This is a genomic window from Mesorhizobium sp. CA5 (assembly GCF_020165105.1).
Classification (GTDB): Bacteria; Pseudomonadota; Alphaproteobacteria; order Rhizobiales; family Rhizobiaceae; genus Mesorhizobium.
The window spans coordinates 79551-96687 of the sequence record NZ_JAIUHJ010000019.1 but is presented as its reverse complement, the minus strand read 5'-3'; the positions used below and the strand labels follow the sequence as shown (position 1 = coordinate 96687).

Below are 17137 nucleotides of genomic sequence, written 5' to 3'. Positions count from 1 at the left end.
CTGCGAACGTGGCGCACGCAACCGCGGCGCGATCAGCAACATGACAATCGCATCGGTGCCGGAACCGCCGCGCGGACTACCAGTCCGGCGCGAAGGCGTAACCAGCAGAGCGAACGGTCCGGATCACATCGCTTCCCACAGATGCCCGAAGCCTTTTGCGCAACCTGGCAATATGAACGTCAACACCGCGTATATCGGTTGCGGCGGCGTGTTCAGGCCATGCAGTCGCGACCAGTTCTTCCCGGCTGAACACCTTGCCAGGTTGCGCCAGAAGGCTGCGCAAAAGCTTGAACTCAATCGGTGGCATCACGATTTCTTTTTGCTTGAAGAATGTCCGGTGGGTCTGTCGCTCCAACCGGAAATCGCCCTGCACCAGATCGCCTGTCTTGGTTTCGCGCGAACGCTTCGCAACACGCGCCTTGCCATGCAGCCAACTCAGAAGCTGTTCGGGCGCAAACGGCCGCGAAAATATCTCATCGACGCCAGCCTTGATAAGGTCCAGGTGCAGCTTGCCGGAACGAGGCGCGACCAAGCCTGCAAGGGGCGTCCCTTTTGTCGCTTCGGCCGACTTCAGCGCCAGGCATTGCTTGACGATTGCGCGGTCGCCCGGATGACAGTCCAGGACGATGGCAAGCGGCGCAGCGGCCTTGATGGCGCGCGCAATCTCCGTGTCTGCCGTGATCAGCCGGGTTTCGAAGCCGGCTGCTGAAAGGATGTGCCCGAAAACCAGAAAGAAATCCGGGTCCTTCGAAGAAATCAGGACCAGCGGCGTCATGAGTCCATCAACCGAATGCGGTGCATCATGGGCGCCATGCCGATTCCATGCCCTTGGTTTTCCAACATTTTGTTTAGCCAACCCGAATTCACGCCAGAGTACGATCCTTTTCGTCACGTTTCGATCTCAGTGCACACGGAGCGCACACGAAAATGGCAACCTACACAAAGCTCTCGTCCGGTTCCTGGCGCGTGCAAATCCGTCGCGAAGGTCGCTCCACGCCAGCGAGACTTTCCTGCGCCGTGACTACGCACGCCGCTGGGCGACCGGGACCGAGCGCCAAGTGGATCGTGGAGAGACGCAGACCAAGTCACGTATAGCGCGCCTGAAAACTTCCGGCGAACTATCGACGTCCATATCGACGACATATGCGACGTAGGCAAGTCCCCTCGCCGCTCCAAGGCCGCGGCCCTCTCTGAAGAAGGACCGGTCTTTCGTGTCGAGCGAGATCAAGTGGCGGAGCTACGCAAACGCTGATGGCGACCGCCGATTATTCGAGTCGCATTTTGGGGAGCGCGATGTCCCGCAACCTGGCCACCTCATGGGTGAAGGAAACACAGTTCCGTCCACGTTGTTTCGCCTCAAAAAGGCAGCGACCGGCAACACGAAGGATATCCTCAGCATCAGCAGCGCGAGGTATTTCCGCTCCGCCGATACTGACAGTCACCCTTACGCCATCCTGTCGCCCTTTGACCCAGGGACCTCCCTCGACATGCCGGCGGATGTTCTCCGCTATGGTGATCGCCTGCTCTTTGCGCACATCACTTAGCAGGACCCCGAACTCTTCCCCGCCAAGCCGGCCAATCGAGTCCCCTGGGCGCGTCGTATAGACAAGCGCCTTGGCGATCCGCACCAATGTCTCGTCGCCTTTGGAATGTCCGTGCTTGTCATTGATCAAGGAGAAATGATCCGGATCGATCAGAAGAAGCGTGTCGCATTCCCCTTCATCACGCTTTCTGTTCATCCTTGCGATGAATTCACCGCGGCTAAGGAGTCCCGTCATGGGATCATGGCTTGTCACGAAGGTGAACCTGTCGTGCGCCTCTTTCAGGTCTGCGTACGACTTCTCCAGCTTGTCACATGTGTCCTGGATCGTTTCGGACTGGGCAAAGATATAGGCACCGACAGGCATTCCGATCAGAATGGGGATGACGGTGCATTCCACCCAACTCAACCAATCGATCGGCATCTGCAAGGCAATTCTGGCTGTGAACGACAGACCGAAAGTCGCGACGACTGCAATTATCGTCACGACGATCGATTTGCCCAGAATACGCTTGGTGCGCGGCGTCATACCGTCTTTATAACCGCTGGCGCTGAACGCGACGTTATCGGTTCGACTAAGATTATTCGGACCTCGCGAGCGCAGATCCGGCACGGGCAACGGGATTTTCAGTTTCGTCCTGCAATTGCCGATCGGGGACATTCGATGCGCGGGCCCTAAGGTGGCGCCCTGCAGAAGAGAACCTCTGATACTCCGTGCCTTCCGGTTTTGTGACATGTTCCTCTCGCAGCCATGGCCTCTTTCGAAGGGAGGCGCGCTGCCAACTCCGAAGCAGAAACGTAGCGATCATGAATTTTCACTGAATGGAGCCTTCAGCCACCGTTCCGGGCCATCCTCTTACAAAGAGACCGTTCAACCCGCGGTACCCTACCGCACCCAAGGAGAAGCACCCATGACCCGCACATCAGTCGTCGCTGCAGCCTTTGCCGCCTTGGTCGGCCTCACAACCATCGCGCCCGCCAAGGCCAACGATGTGAATATCGAACAATACGGCTGGCGCAATTCCGCCGGCGGCGGCCAGCACGGCTCCCGTAACCGCATCCATGTCTACCAGGATGGCCGCTTCAACACCGCGATCGGCCAGCAATATGGTCATCGCAACCGGTCGGTGATCGGACAGCAAGGCGTCAACAATTACGGCGCGACGTACCAGTATGGCAACCGCAATGCCGCGGGGATTGCCCAGTTCGGTTCGAACCACACCGCAATTATGACGCAGGACGGCAACGGCAACATCGCAGCCGGTGTCCAGGTCGGCCACGGGTGCAATGCCGATGTCAGCCAGGGCGGCAGCGGCAATGTCGCCGCCTTCGTCCAGGACTGCCCCTGAACCATGGACGGCCCGCAATCGCTAGGAGATCATTCATGACCAGACTGGAAAAGCGAGCAGCAGCGGTGTCGGCCGCGCTCGTGGCTGTCATGGTCGCCGCCGCGACCGCCGCGACGGCCGACAAGGACGGCTCGAGTCACGAGCCGCTGCGATGCGAGATCCGGGACACAGTGCAAGGCGACGCTATCCTGCTGGAGCCCGTGGTTTATGCCGACAGGAAAATCACCGGCACTTACACGGTCAGCGTCTCCGGGGGCGGAACGTCCGGCTCCGCCAAAATCAGCCAGGGCGGCGCCTTCGAGGCCGGTCCCGGCAATCCGGCGTCAGTGGGCCGGATGAGCGTGGGAGCCAATGGCGCTGCCTACGACGTTAAGCTGAAGGTGACTGCAGGCGGGGCCAGCGTCAACTGCCTCAAACAGGTGTCCGGCGCGAACTGAGCGCCGTCTGTCTTCGATAATCGAAAGAAGGGCTCCGGGCGACCGGAGCCCTTTCTTCTTACACGATGGGTTTTTTCCTTCCGGAGTGATGCAACAAAACAATTTGGGCTTTGACGGTGCGCCGAAGCTCACGCCGCTCCATGTCTTGAACCGCGGCTGAACGAAACCTTCCGTCACGGTTCAGCTTCGCTGTGCGACTGTGGCTCATCAGATGATGAAACCACAAAGAGAGGCATCATGAACCGCCAGGTCACAAAACTTATAGCAGCCATCGCGCTCGCGACAGCCGTCGGTCTGCCCCTTGTCTCCGCTCCGGCGAGGGCGGGCGGCGCGATCGGGTTCTATTACTCGCCTCCGACGGCCCGCGATGCGCGGGCGCTGGATTTCGGTCTGCGCGCCTATTCGGCCTACAAAGGGCTGCGCAGCGGCGCCCACATACGGCAGCGCGGCTGGAACAACCGTGCCGGCATAGATCAGGACGGGGCCCGCAATCTTGGCATAGTTCGACAGGAGGGCAGCGGACACTCGGCCACCCTGCGGCAGGACGGCAACGACAGTTCCTACGGTATCTTCCAGTTTGGCCGAAACACCGAAGCAAACGTCGTGCAGGCCGGCGACAGGCAGAGCGGCGCGGCTCTCCTGTTCGGGTGGTAGGAACGAAACTGCGCGGTTGCGGATGCGTGACAACTGTCCGCCACGCATCCGCCGCCGTCGATCTGGGGCCGCAGGCGCAAACGGACCACCGGCATCAGACTGCCTCAATCGTCCGAGTCGTCCCAGTCATCTTCATCCTGCGGCGGGTAGTTTGGTACGACGCGGATAATTGGCCGCGGATGTTCATAACGCCACTGATACTCGTCTGACGGCTGCGACTCATAGGTGCGGTAGATTTGCCGGTAATGGTGCTTAGGCTTCCAATACTTCTGCTTCCTGTGCGGCCGCACGCAGTAGCCGTCTTCCGTGAGATAGGCGCATGTCACATGCGCCTCTTGCACCAGCCTATTTATATCTGGCGCCGCGATCATCTGCGCCGCCTGGACCGAAGGCATCATTGGCAGCATGCCGCCGGCAAGAGCAAGAACAGGCAATTTCATCGACCTCTCCATCGTCTCAGAGTTAAGGCCGGAAAACCCGCTGATTGGGGCAATTTGGGGCGGCAGTGATCACTTTGATTTTCGGCTGAACATATGAGCGTTGAAGTTGACCCAGCTGTGAGCTTTCAGGGGGTTGTCCATTGGACCAGACCGAGCCCTCAGGTCCGGATTGCACTACCCGATTTCTCTCCCACTAGATTTCTTTGATCCAGTACGCTATATGACCATCTACATGGTCAGGAGCATGACATGCACGCTATCAATCTGGCGGACGCCAAGGCACATCTGAGCGAACTCGTTGACCGAGTTGAGGCTGGTGATTCGATCGACATTACTCGACGCGGCAAGCCAGTCGCCCGCCTCACAGCGGCGGCCAGGCCACGCATGCGGATCGATGCCGCCCTGCTCCGATCCTTGACGGCAAGCATGCCGCCGGAGGCTCAAAGTGCCGCCGATCTGGTGCGGTCGATGCGCGATGGCGATCGCTACTGATGCTCTATCTCGACACGTCGCTGATCGTGGCGGCGCTCTCCAACGAAGCGATGACCCCACGCGCCCAAATATGGCTCGCTCAGCAGGATCCTGCTCAGCTTCTGATCAGCGACTGGACGATCACCGAGATGTCCTCTGCCATGGCGGTCAAGCTACGGACCGGGCAGATCAACCTGGAGCAGCGTGCCGCAGCGCTGGCAATGTTCAACAAGCTGGTCGCCGAGAGCTTCACCGTGCTTTCGGTCACAAGCGGGCAGTTTCGAGCGGCGGCGAAGTTCGTCGATCAGCATACGCTGGGGCTTCGTGCCGGTGATGCATTGCATCTCGCGACGGCGTCGGAGCATGGAACGACGGTGTACACCCTTGACCAACGGCTTGCCACAGCCGGGCCAGTGCTCGGTGTGCCGACACAACTGCTGGCATGATCATGCCCCTCCTGGCCCATTGACCTTGCCTGGGGCGCCGATGGGCGGTGCGCCAGATGGTGGCGATCCGCAAGGGCGGCGCGATCGTCAACGTCTCCAGCTAGGCGGCGCTGGTTGCGCTCGAGGGGCACATTTCCTGCGGCTCGTCCAGGGCAGCGCTCGAAAACATCACCCGCTGCTCGGCGCTGGAGTTGGGCAAATACAACATCCTCGTCAACAGCGTGAACCCGACCGTGGTGATGACGCCGATCTCGTCCGGCCACTGGAGCCAGCCGCATGTCGCTGAGCCATTCTTGAAGCAGATGCCGCTCGGGCGCTGGGCGACCGAGGATGAGGTCGCCGGCCCGATCGTGTTCCTGCTCAGCGACGCAGCCTCGATGATCACCGGGGTCCACCTGCCCATCGACGGCGGATGCACTTGCCGGTGAAATAGATGCCGCGGCTCAGATCTTCACCATCGCTCTAATTAATGATCACCTGCGGAGGCCCTCAGCGGAGTTTTTGCTTCCGTTGCTCAAGGCTGTCGCTGCAGGCCGAGACAGGTTCAACATGGCGACTTGAAACGACGCTGGACTCTCGTTCGATGCTACAAGGAAAAGGCCCGAACAGCCAGGGTTTTCTGATGCCCCTGCGCTTCATCTGAGATGACAGCCCGATGTTCAATGCTGCAGCGAGTGCATTGCTCACATTGTGAGATCCGCCCAACTCGAAAGCTCAAGCCTCGACGCAGGAGCAGGTCAGGAACCGAGCTTCCTAGTGCAGTCTAGGAGCGCTGAGATATGTGTCTATGGTTCCTATGCATCGTAGCGCTGACTACCGCGCAAATGGGCGCGATGACAATATCCTCTGGCGAGCGAACCTTCAGCTGCCGGTGGCAATCAGCCTAGATTTTATCCGCAAGTATGACGCCGCTGATGCCATAAGCGCGGCGCGTCTGCTCAATAGCCTCAGGCGTGACATCGATCAGCAGCGCGATAATGTCGCCATCCGGATGCTCGAGAGCGTTGCCGAGTTCGAAAAGCGTCCAGCCAAGCGCACGCAGGCGTTTCGGCCAGAATGTTTCGCACACCACGCTGATCTGTCGAATCCCCAGACTTTGCGCCGTCTCAAGAAGGCCGCACAGAACAAAGCCGGCGATCGGCGACGACGCTCCGTGCGTGCGAAGCGATGGGACGACAAAAAAACGCGTCCATTCGAAAATTTCAGCCGCTCTCGGAGGCGTGCCGCCGGCGAGAACTGGGAAGACCTCGCTCATCAGATGCGGCTCCAGCGTCGGTACAAGACGGGAGCCGCCGACGATCTTGCCGTTGGTGTCGAGCGCCAGAACATAAAGCGCATGCTCGTTGTCGAATGCGTCGATCTCGATGTTGATGGGCCGGGCGACGGCGCGCCATCGTCTATGCTTGACGTAAATGTCGTACCGGATACGAAAATAGCGCTCCAGCACTTTTCTATACCGCTTCCTGTTTTCCCAGGTGACCAGATGAATACGGACCATGACGCCTCCAAAAGTGGAGGTCGTAGGAAAACACGCTTCATGCCCGTATGATGGTATTCAGGTATTGCTAAATCTGGATTTCCTGTCGCCGCAGAGCTTTGACGATGGCATGCGAGACGTTGGCTGCATCGAGCTTGCCTCGAATGTTGCGCTGATGGCTCTCAACCGTGTTCCTTGTGACGCCCAGGATGCAGGCGATGTCTTCGTTCGACTTGCCTTCGGCGCTCCACTCCAGGAGTTCGCGCTCGCGCGGCGTCAAGGGCGCGGCCTCAACGGACTGGCCGGATTCTTCCAGCCCTGACAGGCGTCGGAACGTATGCACGCAAAGCGTCTCGATGAACGGCACGACGCTCGGCGCTATTTCAATCCGATCGCCCGCTGCCGTGACGACGCCTGGGCCCGCCAGCGGCACGTGGACGGGAACACAGAGGCCTTGGCCCATTCCGAAATCCGCCGCTTCGTCCATCACCAGCTTTGCGCGCGCAACAAGCTTTGCCGGCGGCAGTTCCTCCCACAGGAACGGCTTCGGCGAATGCCGGCACTGCGCGACGCAGGGATCATGCGAAAAGTAATCCTCTGACATGTAGCGAAGATACCATTCGGGCGGCCAACCATCGACCAGGATCTCTCGCTTCCAGTCGGTGTCGTGCGGCACCGGCAGGCCGGTGATCAGAAAATAACGCAGGCCATAACGCTCGATGGCAGAGCGGAACTCTTGGAGGACACCATCCACCGAGCACGCGGCATCGATCCTTGAGATCGCTGCAAACAACCCGACAAGACTATCGATCTCCATCGGCAGACCTCGACAAGAGTCAGGCCCCGTCCCGGCCAGAAACTTACGGTCACAGATGCGATATATTCAATGGGACTTGCGCCGAATGTACACTTCAGGAGTCAATTAGCTGGCACAAAGATACAGAGCCTGAAAGCCGTATCAATGCTGGCTGAACAGACCGCGCTTCATTCCGCTGACTTTGGGGTCGTCTGCTTTGTCCCGCGGACTGCTCGCCGATTCGATGGAACGGCCGCGATCAACTCTTGCGGCTCCACATCCAAAGCCTTCGCCAGGATCTCGACTGTATCCAGCGTGGCGTTTCGCCGACCGGCCTCGACGCTGCTGATATAGGCTCGCGTGCGGCCCGAAACGAAAGACAACTGCTCCTGAGACAGTTTTCTTTCTCTCCGTAGCCGCTGCACGTTCAAACCAAAAACGCCGCGAAGCTTCATCAAACAACGGATGCTACGACGCGCACTATGGTGCGACACACTATAGTGCACATTCCGCATTGACAGCGGTGCTGTTGGCTGTTTGAAACAACCAGCGAATTCATCGTTTCCTGACACAGGAATAGCCATGCCGAGCCGGCCGTTTCGCGACCTCGCGCACAACAGTTCCGTGCATTCCTCAGGCGACATTAGCCGACCCGGAAGGGAAGAAAGCCGGGTTCTGGAATTCGTCTGCATCCGATGCGGTGCCGCCTACCCCGCCGATATCACCATCGACTCCAAAGGGTGCGCGCGGTGTCAGGAGACCGCACCCGCAAATCTTCGGCCGGTTTATTCGGGTCCTCCCCCTCATCCTCTGGACGGCGCCACCGCCTCGCGCTCGCTATGGCGTTTTGCGCATATGCTGCCTTGCACAGCCGCGGATGCAGTGAGCCTTGGCGAGGGTTTGACACCGTTGCTTGCCGCGCCTCGCATCGGCGCGCTTCTCGGCGTGCCCAACCTCGCAATCAAGGACGAAGGCCGGAACCCGACCTGGTCGCATAAGGACCGCTTCTCGACCGTCGCGGTCAGCGTGGCGCGCGCACGTGGCGCGAAGACCGTCGCGACCGCGTCTTCTGGCAACGCCGGCGCCTCGCTGGCGGCCTACGCTTCCAGAGCCGGGCTGAAGTGCGTTGTCACTACTTTCGCCGGGTCGGCCGGCGCGATGCTGGCGCAGATCCGAAAATATGGCGCGACGGTGCTGCCCTTGGTCAACAAAATGGACCGATGGTCACTGCTGGAACAGGCGGCTGCCCGCTATGACTGGTTCATCGCCTCGCCCTATCACGGTCCGGTCGTCGGCAGCCATCCGCTCGGCATAGAGGGCTACAAGACGATCGCCTACGAGATCGTCGAGCAATCGGATGGCGCGGCGCCGGACTGGTGCGTCCTGCCGGTCTGCTATGGCGATGCGTTGTCCGGCCTGTGGGCTGGCTTTTGCGAATTGTACGCGCAAGGGACCATCACGCAGCTGCCCCGTCTCGTCGCGGCGGAGGTGCACGGGTCGTTGGCGGACGCCCTTGCCAGCGGCGCCGATGCCTTGAGTGAACGCAAGATGCTCTTCGACAGCCTTGCCGTATCGATCGGCACCCCGCGCAGCACCTTTCAGGCTCTGAAGGCTCTGCGCGAATCGGGCGGGCACGCGGTCCCCGTCGACAATCATGGCCTGATCGCGATGCAGGAACGCCTTGCGCGCGACGAAGGGATCTTTGCGGAACTGGCATCGGTTACGCCGCTGATCGCCATATCGACGTTGAGGGATCGAGGGGTCGTCGCGGCCACAGACCGCGTCGTGGCCGTCGTGACCGCCAGCGGACTCAAGGACCTCGATCGGTCCGCCGGATCGAATGAACACGGCCAGATCTTCCAGACGACGCAAGATGCCTGGCGCTGGCTCGACAAAAGCGGGCTGGATCTCGTCTCATAGATTCTCCACCGCACCAATAGCCGAGGGCACTGCACTTGCTGCCTGGGTTTGGAGCACATCGTCGAGACTGCGCCGCAGCCAAAGAAAGCGCGTCCATTGCGTCTCTGCAGCTGGTGCGATTGTCGTCAGCGTCCTCGGCTCAGACGGTTCCTTGCAGGGCCAGCCAGGCAAGGTCGCAAGCCAGTCGTCATTGTAGACGGTCTCGGCATGGCGATGACCTTCGTCAGGCATGATGACCGCGACCTGTGCGTCCGGAAGGGTCTTTGCGACCCACCGCGCCACCAACGCGGCGGCGCCGCTGGTTGGCCCCATGAAAATCCCGTGCTCGCGCAGCAAACGGTGCGCGCTCAGATACGCCGGATAGGCACCGACCCAATGAATCTCGTCGACAAGCTCATGCCTGACGTTTTTCGGCAGAACGCTGTTGCCCAGGCCCCGCAGCATGCGTTTGCCGATGGGCTGCCCAAACAGAATGCTGCAATGGGTATCGACGGCAAACACCGTCAGATGGGGAAAGACCGTTCGCAGAAAGGACGCGGTGCCGCATAGCGAACCGCCCGTCCCGACGCAGCCGACCAGACAATCGACCTTTCCCATTGCCCGGATGAAAAGTTCAGCCAGCCGCGCATAGGCAAGCCAGTTCCCCGGACTGTCGTATTGGCGGGTCCAGAAGCCGTCCGGCTCCTTGGCCAGGATTTCCTGCAGGCGCTCAAGCCGGCCAGGCTGATTGCCGTCACCGCGGGGATCGTCAAGTGCGATGACCGTGGCGCCGATGCGCTCCAGCCGGGCTTTGTATTTGGCGTCGATAAGGGTCGAAGCGGTGACGAGGGTAAGGCGATAGCCACGCGCCGCCGCGAGCAGCGCCACCGCCATGCCGAACGTGCCGGACGTCGTCTCGACGATGTGGGAGCCTGCCTTCAATTCGCCATTCGACGCTGCCCGATCCAGAATGTAGCGGGCCGGCATCAGCTTCATCAACGGAAAAGCCGCCGCCACCAGATTTGGCGCCAGGCGAGCAAGGCGTGGGGTCTCAAGGTCCCTGAAATAGTCGACTGCGAGGGTCACCATGTCCAGCCCTCCGCATTGACCAGATGGACCTCGACGTCCTTGAAGCCGGCGCGTCTTATCTGTTGTGCGGTCAAAGCTGCCCGTCGCTTCAGGTTCGATGCGAAAAGATCGAAAATCAGACCAAACAACGAGCCGCTATGGGCGACTTGCACCCCGCAGGCCCCGGCTCGCCTGGCGATTTCGGCGATCTCGTCGAACCCTTGTTTCGGCAAGTGCCGTTGACTGATCACCGCGCTGGCCGAGGCGGCGCGTCCGAGAAGATTTGGGTCCTGACGGTAAACCGCGCGCGCCACCAGCGCCCGAAGCACGCCGAATTCCTGGATTTCGGCACTGTCGTAGCGCGCCGGCGGCAGCTGCAATGTGTCGACCGGGACGCCGCCATTCGCCTTGAACCCGACCAGTAGCAGCGGCGGCAGCGAGCCGCCGAAATTCTCGATCACCGTGCCCTCGCGTTGCGCGAACAGGACCGCATGCTCATCGAATGCGATCGCGTCGCTGGCGCGCTCGGCGGCAACGGCGAGACGCCCGATGCTCGAGGGCCGCAACTGGATCTTGAGGGCTGCGGCCACAGCGCGAATGGAAGCGACGACGTCCGCGGTCGATGAGCCGTAGCCGTGCCCCACGGGAATCGAGCTTTGAAGTGTCAGCACGCCACCACCGGTTACATTCAAGAAATCGAGTGTGAGCCGCGCGGCTGCCGAAGCCTTGATCTTATGATCGGGGTGGACAATGACCGCATCGCCGTCGGTTCTGGCAAAGGTCGCCTCGGACCTCAAAGCGGCGATCGGCAGGGTGACCAGCCCGCGATGAAGGCGCCCGCCATCATCCTTGAAGACGCCCTGGATGAGCTCGCCGTGATGCGCGATCGCCGCTCCCGTCCCGATCGCAGAGCGCAGCGTTTCACGGCTCATAAGATCGCCGCCAGCCATTTCCATTCCCCCCATGGTTTTCTCGCAGCGGAGGAGAATGGCGCCGGCGGCTGATGCCCGCCCTCAAGGAATTCCGGTATTGACGGCTTGCTATCGAACGAGCCGGCCGGGAGGCGGGTGATCGATGGTCAGGCGGCGGAGCCGAGGTGCCTCAGCGGCCGGCCAACCGAAACCGCCTGCGCTGCAGCCATGATACCTTGCGCATCGATCCCGTAATGCCGGTAGAGATCGGCGATCGTACCAGTCTGGCCGAAATGCTCGACGCCCAAAGCGCGTGTACGGTGGCCATGGACCGACCCCAGCCAGGCGAGCGTCGCGGGGTGCCCGTCCAACACCGTCACGATGGCGCAGGACGCCGGAAGACCGGCAAAAAGGCGCTCGACATGACTTGAAGCGCGCTGATGGCCGTACTGGCGCGCCCGGGCTGCGGCTGACCAGCCGGCGTTCAGCCGATCGGCCGAGGTCACGGCCAGAAGCCCGACATCGCGCCGATCGCCGGCCATCAATCCCAGCGCCTGTACCGCTTCCGGCCCGACTGCGCCGGAATAAGCTATCACCAGGTCGGCGTTTGGCCCGGGCGGGCGCAGCCAGTAGGCGCCATCGACGATGTCGCGCGCCAGCTTACTTTCCATCGGGCGTGTCGGCTGCTCGATCAAGCGCGTCGAGAGCCTCAAGTAGACCGAACCTCCGGTCTGATCTCGCAGCCAGGTATGGTCGTCAGGCTCGGCTTCGCCGGTACGCTGCATGTAGTCGAATGCCCAACGCAGGATGATTGCCAGTTCGTCGACATAGGCAGGCTCGAACGTCGCCAGACCGTCCTGCGCCATGCCGATCAGCGGCGTGGCGATCGACTGATGCGCTCCGCCTTCTGGAGCCAGCGTCACGCCGGAGGGCGTCGCCGCCAGGATAAAGCGGGCGTCCTGGTAACAGGCATAGTTGAGCGCATCGAGACCGCGCTCGATGAAGGGATCGTAGAGCGTGCCGACGGGAAGCAGGCGCTCGCCGTGAAGCGAGTGCGATAGCCCGAGCGCCGAAAGCATCGTGAAAAGGTTCATCTCCGAAATGCCCAGTTCGATATGCTGTCCCGACGGCGCAAACGTCCAGTTGAAGGTGGAGGGAATGCGCTCCTGGCGGAAAATGTCCGCCTGGTCGCCGCGCGCGAACAGACCCCGCTTGTTTACCCAGGCGCCGAGATTGGTCGAGACGGTGACATCGGGGGATGTCGTGACGACACGGCTTGCAAACTCGCTGTCCGATTTTGCGATCTCGTGCATCAAAAGCCCGAAACCTTGTTGTGTCGACATGGCCGGCTGAGCGCCGAAGCCGATGCGCGCTGGCACCGGAACAGCTGGGGCTTTGTGACGACGCGGGGCTGGCTGCGCAAAAGGCGACGACGCGAGGAAGGATCGTATCGCAGCCTCGTCATAGGCAAGGCCCTCGAAAATGTCCCATTCGCGGCCCTCGCGGACTCCCATGCCTTGCCGCAGCACGTCGACCTGCGTCGGTGTCATCAGTCCGGCGTGATTGTCTTTGTGGCCGGCGAGCGGCAGGCCGAAGCCCTTGATCGTATAGGCGATGAAGCAGGTCGGACGATCATGTCCGCGCGCTTGCTCGAAGGCATCGATGATGCTCGCCAGATCGTGGCCGCCGAGATTTGCCATCAGGGCCGCAAGCTCATCGTCGCTGCGCTTCTCGATCAGACGGCTGACCGGTCCTTGATCGCCCAGATCGTCCAGCAGGCGCCTGCGCCAGGCAGCACCGCCCTGGAAGGTCAGCGCGGAATAGAGCTGATTGGGGCATGCATCGATCCAGGTCCGCAGCTTTTCGCCGCCCTCTTCCTCGAAGGCGGCCTGTTGCAACGTCCCATGTTTCAGGATCACCACATCCCAGCCGAAGTTGCGAAAGATGGATTCGAAACGCTGCCACAGGCCTTCGCGCACTACCGCGTCGAGGCTCTGCCTGTTGTAATCGACGACCCACCACGTGTTGCGCAGGCCGTGCTTCCAGCCCTCGAGAAGCGCCTCGAAGATATTGCCTTCATCCATTTCGGCGTCGCCGAGCAGGGCCACCATCCGGCCTTCCGGCCGATCGGTCTTCCAGCCTTTTGCCGTGACATAATCCTGGACCAGGGACGAGAACAGGGTCTGCGCCACGCCCAGTCCAACCGACCCGGTCGAGAAATCGACGTCGTCGATATCCTTGGTTCGGGACGGATAAGACTGCGCGCCGCGATAGCCACGAAAATTCTGCAGCTGCTCAACCGTCTGCTTGCCGAACAGATATTGGATGGCATGGAATACCGGGCTGGCATGCGGCTTGACGGCGACGCGGTCCTGCGGCCTCAGGATCTGGAAATAGAGCGCCGTCATCAAGGTCGACGCGGACGCCGACGACGCCTGGTGGCCGCCGACCTTGAGGCCGTCCGTCGACGCCCGAAGATGATTGGCGTGATGGATCATCCAGACGGCCAGCCAGAGGACCTTGCGCTCAAGCTCGGAAAGGATCGTCATCGTCGGCTCCTGTGAAATCGCGGCTCAACGATACCTGCGTCGCTCTTCCAAATGTGACTATTCTTGCCCAAACCGATCGATCATATTGGCTGCTCCAGCCAATAACGACGCCCAAACGAGGGAACGATGCCAAATCCAGCGCTTGACGCAATCGACCTGAAGATCATCGCCGCGCTGCAGAAGAACGCCAAGGCGACTTCGAACGACCTCGCCGAAGCCGTCGGTCTGTCGCCCTCGCCTTGCGCGCGGCGCGTCAGACTCCTGGAGAGCGCCGGCGTCATCAAGGGCTACACCGTGGTCGTCGACCAGAAGAAGCTCGGCCTGCCGATCAGCGCTTTCGCGTCGATCAAGCTTGAACGGCAACGCGAGGACGATCTCGACCGTTTCTCGCAGGCCGTGCTGCGCTGGCCGGAGGTCGTCGACTGTTACCTGATGACCGGCCAGCGCGACTACCTGATGCGCATCGTGGTGCGCGACCTCGAGGCCTATGAGCGGTTCATAAAGGACAAGCTGACGCGGCTGGACAACATCGCTTCGATCGAAAGCAGCTTTGCCCTGGGCCAGGTCAAGCGCTCGGAAGTGCTGCCCATTTGAACGAGCAAGTATTCTGCGACGGCCGTGGCGGCGGCAACTGAAGCGAGGCTGGGCACCCGTCACCTACCCCGATAGTATTTCACCGACAGATGTATGCCCGCTCGTGCAGCCCGCGAGAGCTGCGGCAACCCCTATTTCGGCCTTGCCGACACATGTCAAACAAATTTGCCAAGTGCCGACAGGTACTCCGTTATCCGATGTTCAAGCCACGCTGGGCACCATCAAGATTCCGGCTGCCGTGGCTGTAAGGGACGTCGGCCAAGCAGGCTTTATTTCGCTGCTCGATAAGAACGGGAAAGCGCTTCTTCACTTGGACGTAGGCTTCCAATCGACTCACGTTTCCGAAACTCTTCCGATCTGATTCATCGGAGAAGCCGGTGCAAGTGTTGTCCCACAGGGACTGGGATCATGTCCACGCCGCTTTGTTCTCCGCCACCGCGGGTTGTACAGGAATGCAAAGCAATCCAAGCGCTTTCCAAATTGACAAGCGGTCGAATTGCTTTGCTTGCGGTGATGCCGACTGTCAATTTCTGGCGTCGCGATATGCTCATTACGGGCGACATAGGCGGTCAGCGATCATCAAGGGTGGTCTGCGTCCAAGCGGCAAAGACCGCCGCCAGTCACGGAAACCCCTAACCTTCATTGAGCGCTCGGTTGCGCATGCAGAGATAGGCTCAACCTTGCCAGCTTTTCTCCATGCTCGTTGCGGATTTCGATGAACAACTCCTGGCCATTGAGGTCCTTAAGGAATTCTCTCGTCAGGTCTACCAGACCTTCTATGGCCTGACGACGCGCGCTCCCGATCCCATCGCATTCGATGCCTACCTCATCCTTGAGGACAACGTCGCGATCACCGCTATCAAAGAAGTATCTCGCCATCGCACCAGCTCGCCATCAGAATGTTGTTGCGGTCCTTTGATGCAAGTAGGTGGCGTCAAAATCTCCGGCTCGGACGAGCCCGGCCCAATCAACAGCATGAAATCGGGTGCCCTCGGTAAATATAAGCCCGTTGCGTCGCAGCTCCTGAAGCACTCGGTTCACGTGGACAGTTGACAGGCCCAACGCGTCGGCAAGGGCTGCCTGCGTGACCGGGAGATTGGCTACATGATCTTTGATAACCCCCATCGAGTGAAGGCGGACGATCAGTTCGCACAATATGTGAGCCATACGGGTATAGGCGTCGCGCCTTCCAACGTTGGTAACCCATTCTCGGTATATCGCTGCGTCGATCAGCGTCGAGCGCCAAAATATAGCGGCTATGGAGGCATGTCGGTCGCAGATGGCTCGCATAGCATCATGCCGCATGAAGCCCAGACTGGCGCGCGCGAGCGATGAGAAGGTGCAGTCCAGAACCGAGAGATGCATACCGTGCAGATCGGGAATATCTCCCGGAACAAAGAAGGACGTGATCTGCCGTTTGCCGTCGCCGGTAAGCTTGGTGGATCCCACCAAGCCCTCCAAGACCACAAATGAATGAGTAGGTCGATCGCCCTCGCGTACAATATCCTCGTTTGCATGATAGTCCCTCTTTGAAAGCGGAATGCCTTCTAAAATAGCTATATCTGACTGGGTCAGATCGGAGATGTTCTGAAGCTTACGGATCAAAACGTTCGGGGAAAGGACATGTGCCAAGTTGGGTGACCGGGTTGAGTTGCGTACCGAACCTGGATTAGGCGGTAATGTTCCATTTGGCGGGCGGCTTTGCTGCCAAGCGCGAGCTTGGAAATGTCTTACGAGCGCAGTCCCGGCCTCGGTTTTTTGGTGATGGCTTTGGCCTCTCGGACGAGCGAAGACCAATTCGTGCCGAGTAGAGAGACCAACTCTCGCGCTTGTGCCTCGGTAATGATTTCTCCAGAAGCCTCTGCACGAGGTCGCGCCCCGAGGTAATCGGCATAAGCGTGGTTCCAAAGAGATATGATTCGCAACGCCCGGTAACGACGCCGTTCGATGTCGTTCCGCTCATCCGATGATTTCTAAGCGGCGTTCGCGCTTGCACCGCCCCCGGCGGCTGCCAATCCATGTAGGCGGGTGCCGGAGCGCACAGACGCGATCCTTCACGTCCTGATCTTCTTTGATTGTGCGGGTGGGATCGAGCTGTTGCGTTGGCGTGACTGGCGGGCATTCGTGATCTGACGATGAACGGACGGAGGGAAATTCAGTAAATCCCTAGGACAATGACGAGTATGATTCCGATCGCCGCTAAGGTCATGACCGCGACCATGGCGGCCTCAAACGGACCGACGCCATTTCTCACGAAATTCATGGTGCCTCCCCGCATGCCACTGGGCCTTTCCTGAACCTCCAAGCTAGGCCGTGACCTGTTCCCGCTGAATAACACATGTTATCGGGGCATGAAGAAACCGTTCTAAGCTTGCGCACCACTGAAATTGCTGAACTCGAGTCTTGGCGAGAGCTGCGACGCCTCCCTGCTCAAGGGAGTTTTCGTGAGCTCTAGAAGGCATCATCGTCTCGTCACCGATAGTTTGTGCACCCGGAACCTTTGCAT

At 60.4% G+C, this 17137-nt stretch carries 19 protein-coding genes; 8 read left to right on the top strand and 11 right to left on the bottom strand.

Translation table 11 applies throughout. The annotated features are described in order from the left end of the window. Window positions 1-76: 76 nt before the first annotated feature. Window positions 77-892 carry a winged-helix domain-containing protein gene (locus LB529_RS22740; protein WP_224638723.1) on the bottom strand — a complete coding sequence of 272 codons (816 nt, stop codon included), beginning with the start codon at window positions 890-892 and terminating at the stop codon, window positions 77-79. Window positions 893-1265: 373 nt separating this feature from the next. Beyond that, window positions 1266-2201 carry a GGDEF domain-containing protein gene (locus tag LB529_RS22735; RefSeq protein WP_224638725.1) on the bottom strand — a complete coding sequence of 312 codons (936 nt, stop codon included), beginning with the start codon at window positions 2199-2201 and terminating at the stop codon, window positions 1266-1268. 250 nt (window positions 2202-2451) lie between these two features. Between LB529_RS22735 and LB529_RS22730 the strand changes: the two genes are divergently transcribed. The 3 genes from LB529_RS22730 to LB529_RS22720 all read left to right on the top strand — a co-directional run bounded on the left by LB529_RS22730 (window position 2452) and on the right by LB529_RS22720 (window position 3980). Next, entirely contained in the window at window positions 2452-2889 is a 438-nt protein-coding gene (locus LB529_RS22730; RefSeq protein ID WP_224532320.1) for a curlin, read from the top strand. Between the two features lie 35 nt (window positions 2890-2924). Further along, on the top strand, window positions 2925-3326 hold the full coding sequence (gene csgH / locus LB529_RS22725) for a curli-like amyloid fiber formation chaperone CsgH (protein ID WP_224608001.1): 402 nt from the start codon (window positions 2925-2927) through the stop codon (window positions 3324-3326). A 237-nt stretch (window positions 3327-3563) separates the two neighbouring features. After that, window positions 3564-3980: a curlin gene (locus LB529_RS22720; protein WP_224608004.1), complete on the top strand. Its 417-nt coding sequence runs from the start codon at window positions 3564-3566 to the stop codon at window positions 3978-3980. Window positions 3981-4084: 104 nt separating this feature from the next. On the opposite strand, the gene LB529_RS22715 is transcribed toward LB529_RS22720, so the two are convergent. Continuing rightward, entirely contained in the window at window positions 4085-4420 is a 336-nt protein-coding gene (locus tag LB529_RS22715; protein ID WP_224638727.1) for a hypothetical protein, read from the bottom strand. Between the two features lie 249 nt (window positions 4421-4669). Here LB529_RS22715 and LB529_RS22710 point away from each other — a divergent pair, with 249 nt between their 5' ends. The 3 genes from LB529_RS22710 to LB529_RS22700 all read left to right on the top strand — a co-directional run bounded on the left by LB529_RS22710 (window position 4670) and on the right by LB529_RS22700 (window position 5765). Continuing rightward, complete coding sequence (locus LB529_RS22710; RefSeq protein WP_224608009.1) at window positions 4670-4912, top strand: type II toxin-antitoxin system Phd/YefM family antitoxin; 243 nt, start codon at window positions 4670-4672, stop codon at window positions 4910-4912. Next, window positions 4912-5337, top strand: a complete 426-nt coding sequence (locus tag LB529_RS22705) for a type II toxin-antitoxin system VapC family toxin (protein ID WP_224608012.1) — start codon at window positions 4912-4914, stop codon at window positions 5335-5337. The genes LB529_RS22710 and LB529_RS22705 overlap by 1 nt, the downstream gene beginning before the upstream one ends. A gap of 110 nt (window positions 5338-5447) precedes the next feature. Beyond that, complete coding sequence (locus LB529_RS22700) at window positions 5448-5765, top strand: SDR family oxidoreductase (RefSeq protein WP_224712369.1); 318 nt, start codon at window positions 5448-5450, stop codon at window positions 5763-5765. Between the two features lie 455 nt (window positions 5766-6220). Here the strand turns inward: LB529_RS22700 and LB529_RS22695 are convergent, their stop codons facing one another. The 3 genes from LB529_RS22695 to LB529_RS22685 form a co-directional block, all read right to left on the bottom strand. Continuing rightward, complete coding sequence (locus LB529_RS22695) at window positions 6221-6835, bottom strand: acyl-homoserine-lactone synthase (RefSeq protein ID WP_224638741.1); 615 nt, start codon at window positions 6833-6835, stop codon at window positions 6221-6223. Window positions 6836-6902: 67 nt separating this feature from the next. After that, window positions 6903-7631, bottom strand: coding sequence for a LuxR family transcriptional regulator (locus LB529_RS22690; protein ID WP_224712365.1), 729 nt, complete (start codon window positions 7629-7631; stop codon window positions 6903-6905). 167 nt (window positions 7632-7798) lie between these two features. Continuing rightward, entirely contained in the window at window positions 7799-8065 is a 267-nt protein-coding gene (locus tag LB529_RS22685) for a helix-turn-helix domain-containing protein (protein ID WP_140845541.1), read from the bottom strand. 127 nt (window positions 8066-8192) lie between these two features. Between LB529_RS22685 and LB529_RS22680 the strand changes: the two genes are divergently transcribed. Then, window positions 8193-9530, top strand: coding sequence for a threonine synthase (locus tag LB529_RS22680; RefSeq protein ID WP_224638744.1), 1338 nt, complete (start codon window positions 8193-8195; stop codon window positions 9528-9530). Here the strand turns inward: LB529_RS22680 and LB529_RS22675 are convergent. From LB529_RS22675 to LB529_RS22665, 3 genes are all read right to left on the bottom strand, one after another. Further along, entirely contained in the window at window positions 9525-10598 is a 1074-nt protein-coding gene (locus tag LB529_RS22675; protein ID WP_224638747.1) for a PLP-dependent cysteine synthase family protein, read from the bottom strand. The genes LB529_RS22680 and LB529_RS22675 overlap by 6 nt on opposite strands. Continuing rightward, window positions 10592-11527 (bottom strand): kinase, encoded by a 936-nt coding sequence (locus LB529_RS22670; protein ID WP_224638750.1) that lies wholly within the window; start codon window positions 11525-11527, stop codon window positions 10592-10594. The genes LB529_RS22675 and LB529_RS22670 overlap by 7 nt, the downstream gene beginning before the upstream one ends. Window positions 11528-11655: 128 nt before the next feature. Beyond that, window positions 11656-14037 (bottom strand): transketolase, encoded by a 2382-nt coding sequence (locus LB529_RS22665; RefSeq protein ID WP_224638753.1) that lies wholly within the window; start codon window positions 14035-14037, stop codon window positions 11656-11658. A gap of 126 nt (window positions 14038-14163) precedes the next feature. Between LB529_RS22665 and LB529_RS22660 the strand changes: the two genes are divergently transcribed. Next, window positions 14164-14631: an Lrp/AsnC family transcriptional regulator gene (locus tag LB529_RS22660; protein ID WP_140721070.1), complete on the top strand. Its 468-nt coding sequence runs from the start codon at window positions 14164-14166 to the stop codon at window positions 14629-14631. A 639-nt stretch (window positions 14632-15270) separates the two neighbouring features. Here the strand turns inward: LB529_RS22660 and LB529_RS22655 are convergent. Both LB529_RS22655 and LB529_RS22650 read right to left on the bottom strand, forming a co-directional pair. Beyond that, complete coding sequence (locus tag LB529_RS22655) at window positions 15271-15510, bottom strand: DUF6894 family protein (RefSeq protein ID WP_224608034.1); 240 nt, start codon at window positions 15508-15510, stop codon at window positions 15271-15273. Window positions 15511-15525: 15 nt separating this feature from the next. Continuing rightward, window positions 15526-16263 (bottom strand): Crp/Fnr family transcriptional regulator, encoded by a 738-nt coding sequence (locus LB529_RS22650; protein ID WP_224608037.1) that lies wholly within the window; start codon window positions 16261-16263, stop codon window positions 15526-15528. Window positions 16264-17137: the final 874 nt, after the last annotated feature.